This window comes from Paenarthrobacter sp. 10L420 (assembly GCF_056395385.1).
Genome location: NZ_JBFTJK010000015.1, coordinates 187,272 through 200,708 on the forward strand (window position 1 = coordinate 187,272; position 13,437 = coordinate 200,708).

A 13,437-nucleotide genomic window follows, 5' to 3' on the forward strand; every position below is an offset into this window, starting at 1 on the left:
CTTTCGCGTTTAAGCCTCTTGACGTCGCGATAGTTACCGATATATCGTTAACTATCGCCGATAATCCTTCGGCGAACACTTATACCGAAAGGACGATGCTGTCATGAAAGGCATCCACGAACACGACAACACCTTCCCGGAGCATGGCTCCGGACTCCCCGAACACGGCCAGGGAAGAGGCCGCTTCAATCGAGGCAAGGGGCGCCGCGGTCCCCACGGACACGGCGGACCCGGCTTTGGGCCCGGCGGTTTCGGACCTGGTTTCGGACCCGGTGGCTTCGGCCCGGGCGGTTTCGGCCCCAGGGGCTTTGGTCCCGGTGGCGGGCGACGGGCAAACCGCGGCGACGTCAGGGCTGCAATCCTGTCTCTGCTGGCCGAGTCGCCATCCAACGGCTATGGGCTGATCAGGACGATTGCAGAAAAGACGTCCGGAACATGGCGGCCCAGCCCCGGATCCGTCTACCCCACCTTGCAGCAGCTGGTTGATGAAGAGCTCATCACAGCCGTGGGCGAGGGGCGTCGGACAGAGTTCACGTTGACGGACGACGGCCGCGCCTACGTTGCCGAGCATGAGGAAGAACTCGCCAATGCCTGGAACACCGAGGCCGACGGAAACATGCAGGAGTTCCACCAGAGCATCGGGAAACTCATGGGCGTCGTCCACCAGTTCCGTTCCGCGGCAACCGATGAACAACGCCGGGCAGCAATCGAGAAACTCGATGAAACCCGCCGTGCGCTGTACCTGATCCTGGCCGACTAATTCCTCCAATCCACCCCCTTGACCTTGACGTAACGTCAACCATTACTGTCAAAGGACAAGCCAGGAACGAGAGGGCCAGGACGGAGGACTCATGGACTGGTCGATCCAGGAAATCGCCAAGATGGCAGGGACCACCAGCCGCACGCTGCGTCACTACGACGACATAGGGCTGCTCAAGCCAAGCCGGACCGGTCATAACGGCTACCGCTATTACGACGGTCCGGCCTTGGTGCAGCTCCAGCGGATCCTCCTGCTCAGGGAGCTTGGACTGGGTTTGCCTGCAATTGCCGACGTGCTTGCCCGGGAGACCGACACCGTCAAGGCGTTGAGCGGCCATCTGGAATGGCTTGGGCAAGAGCAGGACCGTCTGGCGCGACAGATCGCGTCCGTACGGCAAACCATTGACACATTGAAAGGGGATGGACGGTACATGGCACAGGACATGTTTGATGGCTTCGACCACACGCAGTACAAGGACGAGGTAGAGGAGCGCTGGGGCAAGGACGCTTACGCCACGAGTGACGCGTGGTGGCGCGGCATGAGCGCCGAAGAAAAACAGCAATGGAAGGAACGCTCCCGCAAACTCGGGAGCGACTGGATCTCCGCCGCCACGTCCGGAATTGCACCCGACAGCGCTGAAGCACAGGAACTGGCAAGGCGCCACGTCGAATGGCTCCGCGGAATCCCTGGAACCCCGACGGCGGCACCTGGCGGAGACGTGAAGGGTTATGTCACAGGCCTCGGCGAGATGTACGTTGCGGACCCCCGATTTGCCGCGAACTATGGCGGGGAGTCAGGAGCCACGTTCGTTCGGGATGCCCTGCGGGTTTATGCGGAGGAGAACCTGTAGGCAGCCGGGATGCGTTGACCGGGGTTTGGCAATAGTCTGGCCGAATGGGTACTAGCACCGTAAAGTCCAGCGAACAGGTTGACCGGCAGACTCGCATTCTCGAAGCGGCCCTGGAACTGCTGTCCCGCCACGGCATTTCGGGCATCAATATGCGGGCCGTGGCGCGTGAAGCCGGCGTCGCCTTGGGGCTCGTGAACTACTACTACGAAGACAAGTCGAGCTTGATCCGTGCGGTACTTCACCGGATTGAAGAGCACGACCTCATGCTGGTGGAGCCGGAGCCGGCATCAACCCCTGAGGAGCAACTTCGAGAGTCACTTCGGCGCGTTGCGGACCCCGATCTCCTGACCACGCCGTACCTGTCCCTCCGCCTCCACCTGTGGGCTCTCGCTCAGGCGCATGAGGACTTCGCACGGATCAACGCGGCGGCGTTCGACCGGTATCTGGACGGGCTAGCCACACTCATAGGGAATGCCAAACCCGAGCTTTCCGACGATGAGAGTAAGGAGCGCGCAGCAGACATCGTCGTCGTGCAAAACGGCATGTGGCTCACCACGCTCCTGGGCATAGACAAGGCTGCCATCGAGCGAGGCATTGCCCGCACGGAGCAGATCGCGTTCGCCCCTTCGCGTCACGACGACCGGCATTGATGAAGCGCGATCCTGGACCTTCTACGCCCACCATCCGGCTCTAGTTGACTGGCTGGGGCCTTCCGGGCAGGCTGTGAGGACATCCGGCAAGGGGGACCACGATGACTTACCGAGGCTCGTCGGCCGCCGTCGCGGTGCTGCTTGGGTTTGCCCTTTCCGGATGCCAACCTGTTGCCGGGCCGCGCACGGTCGGGTCTCCCGCAGCAGCTGTGCCCAGGCCGTCGTCCTCTGAGCTTTCGGTCATCATCCAGACGGCCGTTGAGGACCGCAACGGCACTGCCCTGGACGTTCCCCCGGAGCCGCATCTCAGCGACGCGCAGTCGACGGCGGCCTACCGGGCGAAGCGCGAGAGGGACCTTCCGGTGGTGGCGAGGTCAAAGGCCGGCTTCAAGTCGATGGGTTTCTGGTACACGGACTTTTCGACGACGATCACAGTGGAGTCAATCGAGGTGGCCGGCTCGGAAGCGAGCGTCCATTTCAAGGAATTGACCGAGGAACACCAGGCCTCGGCAGCGAATGGACCAAGCGACGTCCCGTCCGGCTACTCGCTGCCGCAGACGGCGATGTTCCGGGCATCCGCGGATGGCTGGCAGCTCGACACCATCACGCCGTCAGTACATGGGGGCGGCTTACCCATGTCCGTCGTCGAGTAGTGGGAACGGGGCTGGATGCCCTGTAGCGGCTCGGGCCGCGATTAGTACCAGTACCGTCTTCCGGCAAGAGGGCGTCCGATTGCACCGAGGACCAAGAGGATGAGGCCGATAACAGCCACAATCCACCCAATAGTTATCAGGATTCCAATGTTGAAGATATAACCAAGGATTAGTAGAACAACTCCGAGTATGAGCATTTCAGTCCTTACCTTTCCAAATATTCTGACAAACCCTAAGTTGCAAGGGGGTTGCTTGCCCTCGTCTCATTCGTACCACACTGGGTTATCGAGTGGAACAGGAACCTTCAACAGATGTTCGTCCCACCACCGTCCTTTTTTGGCGCATATCCTGAGCTCGATGAAGATGCCGTTTACACCCGGAACATAGTTAACCCTGGGCGTGGCTAGAGAAGCGGACCTGCATGTCCGGCGACCAGTAGCAGACTGCCCTCTTCCCGGATCCAGACTTGGGTCATGGGCATGCGATTTTGCCTCCGGCCGGCCGCTGTGGATACATCGTCAGAAGCGATGCAGGTCAAGACAGCGGTTGTACAGAAGATCGTGATCGTGGGCTGTTCGAGGGTTTGCGAGTGCCAATTGTTCTGACCGCCGATGTTTGATCGAACGTAGGTATCGCGGTCGAATCGCTCGCCTTGATGCGAGATCCAGCAAAACTTGGGGTGCAGCAGACGAATCAAAGATTCTCCGTCACGTCGCGCAAGGGCGTCGGCCCTTTCTACAGCAGCTTTGAGCACCTCGTCCTGAGTGAGCATTCATTGAGTGTGTCAGTCAATGGCTGGCGTTGGGAACTGACAGTTGCCGGCAACGGACGCACTCAAAGTGGCTAGGGTGGCGGGATGGGGGCAAGCACGCGTTGAAAAAAGTCATTTAATGCCGAAAGTCACAACAAGAAGGGCTGCTGGAGCCGTTGTTGGGGGACGTGCCGAGAACTAATCAAGAAACGGTCATTTTTCCTTGCCACTTATCGGGTTTTTGCCGTGCCACTTATCGAGTCGTCCGACGATGGTGCGGTTTCGACCTAGACTGCCGTGAACTCTTTTCCTGCCAAGGGGCAATACAGTTTGTGACTACCGATAGCGACTTGATTCGCCGCTCCAGCAAGGACCCGCAGGCCTTCGCTGCGCTTTATGACAAGTATTCGCGGGCGGTGTACCGCTACGCGGCTACCCGGGCAGGTGACTCAGTAGCTGAAGACGTCATGTCGCAAACGTTCTTGGTCGCCTATGAAAGCCGGGAGGCTTTTGATGACGAGTGGGATGATGCCAGGCCATGGCTATTCGGCATCGCGACCAATCTTCTCCGCCGGCATCACCGCACTGAAGCAAGGCGGCTAAGAGCCTTCGCGAAAGCTGCAGGCAGAGACAGCTACGAGGACGGTGCCGATCGTGTGGCTGAGCGGCTGGACGCAGCCGTGAAGTCTTCCAATCTGGCCGCAGCGATCAGGACGCTTTCGACAGCAGATCGGGAATGCTTGCTGCTCTATGCGTGGGCTGACCTGACTTACGAGGGCATAGCACTGGCAACCGGCGTTCCCGTTGGCACTGTCCGGTCACGGCTTAACAGGGCGCGGCGCATCATTCGAGGTGCCGCCGGCCTGCTGAACATGGATGAAGAGGAGATTGAGCATGGACGAGCTATCACTCCTGCGCGAAATGCGTGACAGGACTCCCATTGCCACCGATGCGGCTATCGACAGGGGTCGGACCAAGTTACTGCAAGGTATTGATCCCCACGCGGTAAAGCTTCAGAAGAACCCGCGTCGCCGCATGGCAATGAGGTGGGGGCTTGTTTCAGCGGCAACGGCTTTAGTCGCTGGCCTCCTGGTCAGTGGCGACGTCTTTGGGCCCGGCCCACTGCGGGGAGCAGCCACCGCGCAGGCCGCGGAGGTGCTCAACGCCGCTGCCGAGACAACCATCCAGACAGCAGACCTTGTACCGGGCCCTGGACAGTACTTGAAGATCCAAAGCACCAATATGTGGGGTAGTGCCGCGGTTACGGCGGATGGCAGCGAGTATGAGTGGCTGGACACTGAAAAGAGCGCCATGTACATCCCAGCCAACCGCGAGGAGGAGTGGGTCTGGGAAAGATCAGGAAGAATCCCCACAACGTTCTTTGATGAGAAATCGAAAGAATACGCCTCCAGTATGGAACCTGCCGAAGCGTACGTGCTCCGGGGCAATAACGGAGGCTTCTACGGCACCCCACCTGAGCAGTCCAGCTTTCCCTCGCAGGATGCCCTGGCCACCTTCCCACGCGATCCAAACGCCCTCCTGGCTGAAATCCAGCGGCAAACAAACGGCAAGGGCCAGTCCAAGGATGGCGAGGCGCTGGTGTTCATCGCAGACCTGCTCAGGACGGGCATAGTCCCTGCCGATCTCCGCGCTGCACTGTACAAGTCTGCAGCGCTCATCCCAGGGGTGACCGTCACCGACGAGCAAGCCACGCTCGATGGAAGAAAAGGCATAGCCATCGGGCGAGTGGAGACAGCTTCCAACCGCCGTCAAGACATCATCATCGACCCCAAGACAGGTCTGTTGATCGGCGAACGTGAAGTGCTGACCGAACCCCGGGGATCTATTCCTGCGGGAACAGCTACGACTTGGACCGCGATCGAAACGACCATTTCGGAGACCGCACCGTAACGCTCCGCCTGTTCCCTCATGGATGATGGCAGCGAAACGAGAGTAACGAGAGAAGAAGACCGGCATCGTGTGTGCCGGTCTTCTTTAACTTTTTCTGATTCGGTGAAACCTTTTGGGCATTGCCGGACACTAAAGGGCATGGGGAACAACACAGACAGCGAAGAGGGGTTGTGGCACCAGAGTCTTCTGGGCCATGGCGATGCCTTTGGCGCCTTGTATGACCTGCATCGGGACCGGGTCTTCCGCCATGCGTACCGGCTCTGCGGGAATCACCACGAGGCTGAAGACATCATGGCTGCCTCCTTTCTTGAGCTCTGGCGGCGGCGAAAGCAGGTCCGGATCGTGGAAGGATCGGTCCTTCCGTGGTTGCTGGTCACGACGACGAACATGTCACGTAACAGCGCCCGGACGGCGTTGCGCTACCAACGCCTCCTGAAAGCCCTTCCCCGCAGCGGCGACCTGACGGACCCAACGGCAGATTCTTACCGCTCTTACCAGGACAACCTTGACCATGACCTTGCCCAGGCTCTTGCGACACTGACGCCCGAGGATCTGCACCTGGTCACGCTGGTCGTTTTCGAGGAGCACACCATCGTTGCCGCCGCCACTGTCCTGCATCTGACCCCGGCTGCAGGGAAATCAAGGATGCACCGAGCCCGCCAGCGGCTCAGAGCAGCCCTCAACGGTGAGGCATCAACAAACACGCCCACGGCTCCAACCCCGGTCTTGGAAGGAGAACGGCCATGAAGCAGCTCCACGTCGACGATCACTTCAGTGACGCCCTGCGGGCGGAACTCGTCTCCCAGGTCAAGAAGGAAACGCTGTCTGCGAAGCGGAGGCGCACCAGGGTGTGGCTTGGTACCGGCGCTCTGGCCGGTGCGGGACTGCTTGGCATTGGAGCGGCGGCAGCAGGGCTCTTCTTCATCCCTGGAAGCGAGAAAGTGACCCCGTTGGCTTCACCTGTAACCACAAGCTACGCCGGCACAGCAACCGTTGAGCTGGGCACTCCGCCCGAGGGAACCACGGGGATTCAAATCGAACTTAGGTGCCTGACCCCTGGCCGGTTTGAGTTTCCCGACGGTGCCTCGAGCAGCTGCTCAGATGTGGATGCCGCCAGCGACCGGATGGGCTGGAGCGGCTACACCATTCCCCTCACTCCCGGCCAGGACAGCATCACGATCAAGGCCGACCCCGAGGCCCGCTGGCAGCTCACCGCCGAGTATGTGAAGCAGGAACGAACACCGCTGGGCATCAATGCGAAGGGCGAAACCTACGGCGTCGAAAGCCAGGAGAACGGAACCCCCGACTTGATCGCTGTGATGGCCACCAACGGGCAATCCGGTTACGCCTACGCCAGCGACCTATCCGGCGGCCCCATGCCGACCAGCCCTGAAGACGCGGTCAAGAACTTCAACAGCCCTCGCCCTCCGCGCGAGGTCCCCGTCTTCCAAAGCGATGGAGAAACCCAAATCGGCGTCTTCATGGCTTCCGGCTCCGGCGGGGGAATACCCTCCTACCCAACGCGAAGTGCCCCGCCCGGATGAACCGATTAGTCGCTCGGTCAGCATCCACCTTTGAAGGAGCACAATGAAACCCGTTCGGTTATGGCGATGCCTGATCCTGCCCCTATTTCTCACCATGCTGCTGACATCGTGCGGCAACAAGTTGGCGGGCGATCCGGTAACTACTGAGCCCACGACGAAGGCCACTGGCTCAATCCCTGGTTCTACCAGCAGCCCCGTTCCAAGTGGTGGCCCCTTTGCGTGCGTGGACTGGGTACGGTTTGCGACCCCTCAGGACCAATACGACAAAGCCGGCCTGGTGCTCATCGGAAAGTCTGTAAGACGGGCAGGAGGGACCACAATTTATGGTCAGGAGGCCACTACCCACGTTGTGGAAGTCGACCAGGCACTGAAAGGGGATCCCGGACACGGGAACGTGCGCATCACCTCTACACCCCCGACCTGCACGGCAGGAGGGTCCTACCCTGATGGCGACCCACTGGACACTGCTGAAAGAGTCATCATTTTCGCCACCAAGCAGGGCGACGAATGGTTCACCATGACCCCCGCACAGGGAGTGCTGTCTTTCCCCCAGGGATCAGAACTTCCCTTTCACTGAATCAGCCCATACGTATTGGGACTACCAATAAATCCCGCGCCACCTCCCCAAGGCCTGAACTCAACGACCCGGAGCCGCGATTTTCGCACCGGACAGACGAAAATAAGGAGCCTTATCTATCAAAGAATTAGTCCAGAATCTATTCTGTGTTTATGGGTATGTTTAGCGCCCATCAGGCCACCGGCACACCCCGGGAAGCCCATCCCGATCCGGGGGCCGTCTCTATAAGGAGGCGTCGATGTCAACTCCCGATCTGCCGACTCGCGGGCCAGCAAGGCCCGGTCCGTATATTGTGGCCGGAATCCTGCTAGCCATCTCCGTTCTGGTTCCCTTGTTCGTCCCGGCGTACGCAATGGATAAGCCACGGCTGGCCGGTATGCCGTTCTTCTACTGGTACCAAATGCTCTGGGTCCCGATCACCGCAGGCCTGGTCGGGGTCTCCTACTGGCTGGTTACCAAGGAGGACCGCCGCCGCCGCGCGGCCGTCCGGGGCACACGCTCCGAGGAGCAGGAACAATGAACGCGCTCGCCGTACCGGTAGAGACCACAGGCGATCGTCCCGTCAACGGCATCGCACTCGCCATCGTCGTCGCTCTCTTTATTCTCGTGGCGGTTTTGGGCTTCTTCGCTGCACGGTGGCGTGCGGACAGAGAGACCGGTTTGCACAGCCTCGATGAGTGGGGGCTGGGTGGCCGTGGTTTTGGAACGTGGGTGACGTGGTTCCTCCTCGGTGGCGACCTCTACACGGCCTACACGTTCGTGGCAGTCCCGGCGGCAATGTGGGCAACGGGAGCAGTGAGCGGCTTCTTCGCGGTGCCGTATACGATCGTGCTTTACCCGATCGTGTTCCTGTTGATGAGCCGGCTGTGGTCGGTCTCGCACCGGCATGGGTTCGTTACCCCGGCGGACTTCGTTGGTGGGCGCTATGGCAGCAGGGCGCTGACCGTTGCCGTCGCCCTTACTGGCATTGTCGCCACGATGCCGTACATCGCGCTGCAATTGGTTGGCATCAAAGCCGTGCTCACGGTGCTAGGCCTCGGCAGCGCCGAGAATGCACTGTTGACAGACTTGCCGCTGATCATCGCTTTCGTGGTCCTGGCCGCCTACACGTACACCTCGGGCCTGCGCGCCCCGGCGCTTATCGCCGTCGTGAAGGATCTTTTGATCTATCTGGCCGTCATCGTCGCGGTGATCTATATGCCGATCAAGTTCGGGGGCTGGGACAACATCTTTGGCGCCGCCCAGACGAAACTCGACGCCGTTAGTCCCGCTACAGGCAAACCGGCTGGCATCTTTATCCCAGGCGCTGCCAGCTACTCGGCCTATTGGACACTCGCTCTTGGCTCGGCGATGGCGCTGTTCATGTACCCTCACTCGGTGACGGGGGTCCTGGCGACCAAGAGCAGGAACACGATCCGCAAGAATGCGGCAGTGCTGCCCTTGTACTCGCTGATGCTGGGATTCCTCGCCCTCCTGGGCTACGCAGCCATCGCTGCTGGCACCAAGCCCGTTGACCTCAACGGTGCCGTGAATCCGCAACTAGTGGTTCCGCAGTTGTTCTTGGACAACTTCCCCGCATGGTTTGCAGGGATCGCCTTGGCCGCCATCGCTATCGGCGCCCTGGTTCCAGCAGCCATCATGTCGATCGCAGCTGCCAACTTGTTTACCCGCAACATCTACCGCGACCTGATAAAGCCCGACGCCGACCCGCGGCAGGAAGCGAGGGTCTCCAAGATCGCGTCGCTCGTGGTGAAGTTCGGAGCACTGATCTTCGTCATCGCGATGGACCAGTCTGCCGCAATCAACATGCAGCTTCTCGGCGGTATCTGGATCCTGCAGACATTCCCGGCGATCGTGGCAGGACTCTACACCCGCTGGTTCCATCGCTGGGCGCTCTTCGGAGGCTGGGTAGCCGGAATCATCTACGGAACCGTTGCAGCTTACAACGTGGTGAATCCGGTGACAAAGGCCAATTTCGGTGGCTCCATCGCCGCCATCCCCGGCACCAACGTGCAGGTCTACATCGCCGTAGTGGCCTTCGCGATCAACCTGATAGTTGCCGTTATCCTGTCGCTGCTCTTCCGTGCGATGAAGCTCCCCGACGGAAAGGACATTACGCGAAACTCCGACTACGGAGCGGACGAGAACGACCCCAAAGTCGCCAAGCTCCAGCGCGAGTACCCGCTCAGCTAAGGTTCCGCATAATGAGACGTTTTTGCTCGAATAATGGACACATCCTTTAGCCTGCACTGTATGGATGACAGTCTGATAACCCAAGAGGACCTTCCGCCCTTTGTAGATGCCGCGTGGCTTAAGGCGCACCGAAGCAGCGTTGTTACCGCTGATGTTCGGTGGTACCTCGACGGCGCGTCGGGCCGTGCAGCGTACGACGGCGGGCACCTTCCGGATGCGGTGTTCGTGGACCTGGATTCATGGCTGTCTGGGAGTTCGGGACCACACGGGCTGAACCCGCTTCCCGACTATGAGGTATTCGCACAGGGAATGTCCTCCTTGGGAATAGGCGACAACACGACCGTCGTCGCCTATGACGACGCCGGAGGAGTCATCGCCGCGCGGCTCGTGTGGATGCTGCGTGCGCTCGGGCACCGGGCGGCGTTGCTCGACGGCGGGATAGCCGCGTGGACGGGACCGCTGGAGACGAAGCCCGTGACGCCGACGCCCGCCACCTTCACGCCGTCTCCGTGGCCGGAGGCGCATCTCGCCCAGCTTGGGGACATCACGGCAGGGGTTGCCGGGATCATCGTCGACGCCCGCAATGCCGACCGCTTCGACGGAAGCCTCCAGCTGCCCACCGATCCCCAAGCCGGACACATCCCCGGGGCTGTGAACGTCCCGTGCCGTGGAAACCTGGCCCCTGATGGACGCCTGCGCCCGATCGCCGAGGTCCGACGAGCGTTTGCGAAGGTTGGGATCGAAGACGCGAGTGCCGTCATCTCTTACTGTGGATCGGGCGTCACGGCCTGCCACAACCTTCTCGCCCTGGAGTATGCAGGACTCGGCCGCGGCCGACTCTACGCAGGCGGTTGGTCAGAGTACGGAGCCGAGCCTCACCGCCGAGCCGAGCTTGGCTGACAACTGACCTACGCCTTCCAGCCTCCGTGGGAATCGCTGTTGGCTTGCGTAGCATTGGGGCTCAACAACTATTGGGGGTAGTAGTGAATTTAAGTCCAGCCTTCGGAATCCTCGGGATCCTTTACGCGGTCTTCGTGATCGCGGTGTCCGTCCTGGCGGTGTACGCCCTGGTCTTGGCCATCATCTTCCTACGGCTGAGGATCGCTGAGTTGAAGAGGGCAGCACGGGCCGAGGACAGCTGACGCCGCTGCGCAATTCCGGCTAAAGGTGCCGGTAGGGTCATAACCCCGAAGGTCCGATCCGAATCTCCAGATCGAGTTGCCTTTTAGGGCTTGCTTCATCCGGCTTCCACGGCCAGCGTCCAATCCTTCGAGCAGTAACATTGGGCGCATGGATGCCGACACGGGGTCAGCGGCCGAATTGGAAACGGCATCGACTATTTTCGCGGAAGTCCGTCCTCGATTGTTCGGGATCGCCTACCGCATGCTCGGAAGTGTCAGCGAGGCCGAAGACATCGTCCAGGAGACGTGGGTCCGATGGCAGACATGCGATCGCAGCATGGTTCGGCATGCGCCGGCCTTCCTGGCGACTACCGCCACTCGCCTTGCCATCAATGTCGGGCAGTCAGCACGCGTCCGTCGTGAGACATATGTGGGTCCCTGGTTGCCCGAGCCTGTGGACACAAGCGCCGACCCTGAACTGGGCGCCTTGCGTGGTGAAGCGCTCGAATTTGCGGTGTTGCTGATACTGGAAAAGTTATCGCCGACCGAACGTGCAGCGTACGTGCTGCGGCAGGCATTCGACTACCCGTACGAGCAGATCGGCGAGGTCATCCAACAGACAGAAGGGAATGCCCGCCAGCTCGTTAGCCGGGCACGCAAACGCCTTGCTGAGGAGAAACGTGCTCAGGTGAGCGTGACCGAGCAACGGCAACTGCTGGAGGCATTCCTGGCTGCTGGGCGAACCGGGAACCTGGCCGCGCTGGAGGCTCTGTTTGCCGCCGACGTCGTCAGTTACTCCGACGGCGGCGGGAAGGTTCGGGCTTCGAAATTTCCTGTTGTCGGACGGGAACGGGTCGCGAAGTACTATCAGGCGTTCGCGTCGCGTTTCTGGATTGGTGTCGATACCCAGGCTTTCATGGCCAACGGCCGGCCCTCCGCACGCCTGGCCCGGGACGGGGTGGTGTTTGCGGTGGTGACGCTCACTGCGTCTGCCGATGGTATTGATCGGTTGTTGTGGACGATGAATCCAGACAAACTCTCCGGCGTGACGAGGGTTGGAGGCTGACTGTCACAGATTGATCCGGTATCCGGTCATAGCTGGTGGACGGAATGGCTCTACATTCCGCTACGCCAACATCGGAGGGAAAGATCATCATGAAGATCGTTGTAATCGGCGGCACTGGCCTGATCGGCAAGCAAGTTGTGGAGATCCTCAGCAGTCAGGGTCATGAGGCGAAAGCGGCATCCCCTTCCACCGGGGTGGATTCCGTGACCGGCCATGGATTGGATGAGGCGATGGTGGGGGCGGACGTCGTTGTCGACTTGACGAACACATCCGATTTCGACGAGAAGGTAGTCGTTCCCTTCTTCTCCACTTCATCCCGCAATCTTCTCGCTGCCGAGAAAAGGGCGGGCGTGCAGCATCACGTGGCTCTGTCGGTCGTTGGAACTGACCGTATCGACGTCGGCTACTTCGCCGGAAAAGCCGCGCAGGAGAAGGCTGTTAGAGATGGTGGAGTGCCGTACACCATTCTGCGGGCAACTCAGTTCTTCGAGTTCATCCCGATCATCGCCAATGCAGGAATGCGCGACGGGTCGATTTATGCGACAAATTACCTGATGCAGCCGATGGCTGCTGCCGACGTTGCCCGCACCGTGGCGGAGACGGCTGTCTCGCCAGCGATCGACGGCGTCCTGGAAATGGCGGGTCCTGAGCGCGCAGGAATTAATGAATTCGTAGGCCGGGTTCTCGAGGCCCACAATGATCCCCGCCCAGTGGTTATTGACACCCAGGCCGGCTACTTCGGTATACCGATCGAAGAGACGAGCATCGTCCCCTTGGGTGAACCCCGGATCGGGGACATCACCCTCAAGGAGTGGCTGAACCAGCAGTAGCCGCACAGGGTGCGGAGTGTCCTTTACAGAGGACACTTGAAAGGGCGCTCCGCTCCCTGCTTTTCGATCAAAAATGTACTCAAAATGGCCCCTGTTGAGCAGACCCCTTACTCCCTGCCGCAGTGTATTGACCGGGTATTTGGGCAGGTCTAGCGTTGCGAATGGCAGTGGGACCATCCCCCGCCGTTCCCATTGGAGGTCCATTATGGCCATTGCAGTAATCATGGATTTCACCGAAGGCACCCTTGAGGATTATGACAAAGTGGTGCAGCGACTAGGACTCGCTCCCGGCGGACCCGGCGCCCCCGGCGGGCTCTTCCATTGGGTATCCGGGACTGACAACGGTGCCCGGATCGTGGATGTGTGGCGGACCCGCGAACAGGCCGATTCCTTCTACCAAGAGAAGCTCGGCCCGGTTACAGCCGAACTCGGATTGGCGCAGCCCCAGATCAGCTATTTCGATGTCCACAATTTCCAGACGGAAGGACCTGAGGCCTGACGGCCTCGCAGAACGCAGACGACGACGGCGCC

The 13,437-nt window shown here is 60.5% G+C and carries 18 protein-coding genes; 16 read left to right on the plus strand and 2 right to left on the minus strand.

The window, feature by feature from the left end; translation table 11 throughout:
• The first annotated feature begins 103 nt into the window (after positions 1-103).
• The 4 genes from AC1DD5_RS19520 (at position 104) to AC1DD5_RS19535 (ending at position 2,913) form a co-directional block, all read left to right on the plus strand.
• Positions 104-760: a PadR family transcriptional regulator gene (locus AC1DD5_RS19520; protein ID WP_477522456.1), complete on the plus strand. Its 657-nt coding sequence runs from the start codon at positions 104-106 to the stop codon at positions 758-760.
• A 91-nt stretch (positions 761-851) separates the two neighbouring features.
• On the plus strand, positions 852-1,610 hold the full coding sequence (locus tag AC1DD5_RS19525) for a MerR family transcriptional regulator (RefSeq protein WP_477522457.1): 759 nt from the start codon (positions 852-854) through the stop codon (positions 1,608-1,610).
• 44 nt (positions 1,611-1,654) lie between these two features.
• On the plus strand, positions 1,655-2,260 hold the full coding sequence (locus AC1DD5_RS19530; protein WP_477522458.1) for a TetR/AcrR family transcriptional regulator: 606 nt from the start codon (positions 1,655-1,657) through the stop codon (positions 2,258-2,260).
• A gap of 101 nt (positions 2,261-2,361) precedes the next feature.
• The gene (locus AC1DD5_RS19535; RefSeq protein ID WP_477522459.1) at positions 2,362-2,913 is read left to right on the plus strand and encodes a hypothetical protein; all 552 of its coding nucleotides are present in this window, start codon (positions 2,362-2,364) and stop codon (positions 2,911-2,913) included.
• 41 nt (positions 2,914-2,954) lie between these two features.
• Here the strand turns inward: AC1DD5_RS19535 and AC1DD5_RS19540 are convergent, their stop codons facing one another.
• Together AC1DD5_RS19540 and AC1DD5_RS19545 are read right to left on the minus strand one after the other, a co-directional pair.
• Entirely contained in the window at positions 2,955-3,110 is a 156-nt protein-coding gene (locus tag AC1DD5_RS19540; RefSeq protein ID WP_477522460.1) for a hypothetical protein, read from the minus strand.
• Positions 3,111-3,316: 206 nt separating this feature from the next.
• Entirely contained in the window at positions 3,317-3,685 is a 369-nt protein-coding gene (locus tag AC1DD5_RS19545) for a nuclear transport factor 2 family protein (protein WP_477522461.1), read from the minus strand.
• A gap of 311 nt (positions 3,686-3,996) precedes the next feature.
• Between AC1DD5_RS19545 and AC1DD5_RS19550 the strand changes: the two genes are divergently transcribed.
• The 12 genes from AC1DD5_RS19550 (at position 3,997) to AC1DD5_RS19605 (ending at position 13,405) form a co-directional block, all read left to right on the plus strand.
• Complete coding sequence (locus AC1DD5_RS19550) at positions 3,997-4,593, plus strand: RNA polymerase sigma factor (RefSeq protein WP_477522462.1); 597 nt, start codon at positions 3,997-3,999, stop codon at positions 4,591-4,593.
• Entirely contained in the window at positions 4,559-5,575 is a 1,017-nt protein-coding gene (locus tag AC1DD5_RS19555; RefSeq protein ID WP_477519240.1) for a CU044_5270 family protein, read from the plus strand. Before AC1DD5_RS19550 ends, AC1DD5_RS19555 begins: the two co-directional genes overlap by 35 nt.
• 138 nt (positions 5,576-5,713) lie before the next feature.
• Positions 5,714-6,322, plus strand: coding sequence for an RNA polymerase sigma factor (locus tag AC1DD5_RS19560; protein WP_477522463.1), 609 nt, complete (start codon positions 5,714-5,716; stop codon positions 6,320-6,322).
• A complete protein-coding gene (locus AC1DD5_RS19565; protein ID WP_477522464.1) occupies positions 6,319-7,119 on the plus strand; it encodes a peptidase M56 family protein in 801 nt (266 codons plus the stop codon). The genes AC1DD5_RS19560 and AC1DD5_RS19565 overlap by 4 nt, the downstream gene beginning before the upstream one ends.
• A gap of 43 nt (positions 7,120-7,162) precedes the next feature.
• The gene (locus tag AC1DD5_RS19570) at positions 7,163-7,696 is read left to right on the plus strand and encodes a hypothetical protein (RefSeq protein WP_477522465.1); all 534 of its coding nucleotides are present in this window, start codon (positions 7,163-7,165) and stop codon (positions 7,694-7,696) included.
• A gap of 238 nt (positions 7,697-7,934) precedes the next feature.
• Positions 7,935-8,216: a DUF3311 domain-containing protein gene (locus tag AC1DD5_RS19575; RefSeq protein WP_477522466.1), complete on the plus strand. Its 282-nt coding sequence runs from the start codon at positions 7,935-7,937 to the stop codon at positions 8,214-8,216.
• Complete coding sequence (gene mctP / locus AC1DD5_RS19580) at positions 8,213-9,889, plus strand: monocarboxylate uptake permease MctP (protein WP_477522467.1); 1,677 nt, start codon at positions 8,213-8,215, stop codon at positions 9,887-9,889. The genes AC1DD5_RS19575 and mctP overlap by 4 nt, the downstream gene beginning before the upstream one ends.
• 60 nt (positions 9,890-9,949) lie before the next feature.
• The gene (locus tag AC1DD5_RS19585; protein WP_477522468.1) at positions 9,950-10,789 is read left to right on the plus strand and encodes a sulfurtransferase; all 840 of its coding nucleotides are present in this window, start codon (positions 9,950-9,952) and stop codon (positions 10,787-10,789) included.
• 83 nt (positions 10,790-10,872) lie between these two features.
• Entirely contained in the window at positions 10,873-11,031 is a 159-nt protein-coding gene (locus tag AC1DD5_RS19590) for a hypothetical protein (RefSeq protein ID WP_477522469.1), read from the plus strand.
• 148 nt (positions 11,032-11,179) lie between these two features.
• The gene (locus AC1DD5_RS19595) at positions 11,180-12,076 is read left to right on the plus strand and encodes an RNA polymerase sigma-70 factor (RefSeq protein WP_477522470.1); all 897 of its coding nucleotides are present in this window, start codon (positions 11,180-11,182) and stop codon (positions 12,074-12,076) included.
• Between the two features lie 89 nt (positions 12,077-12,165).
• Positions 12,166-12,906, plus strand: coding sequence for an SDR family oxidoreductase (locus AC1DD5_RS19600; RefSeq protein WP_477522471.1), 741 nt, complete (start codon positions 12,166-12,168; stop codon positions 12,904-12,906).
• Between the two features lie 205 nt (positions 12,907-13,111).
• Entirely contained in the window at positions 13,112-13,405 is a 294-nt protein-coding gene (locus AC1DD5_RS19605; protein WP_477522472.1) for a hypothetical protein, read from the plus strand.
• Positions 13,406-13,437 lie beyond the last annotated feature (32 nt).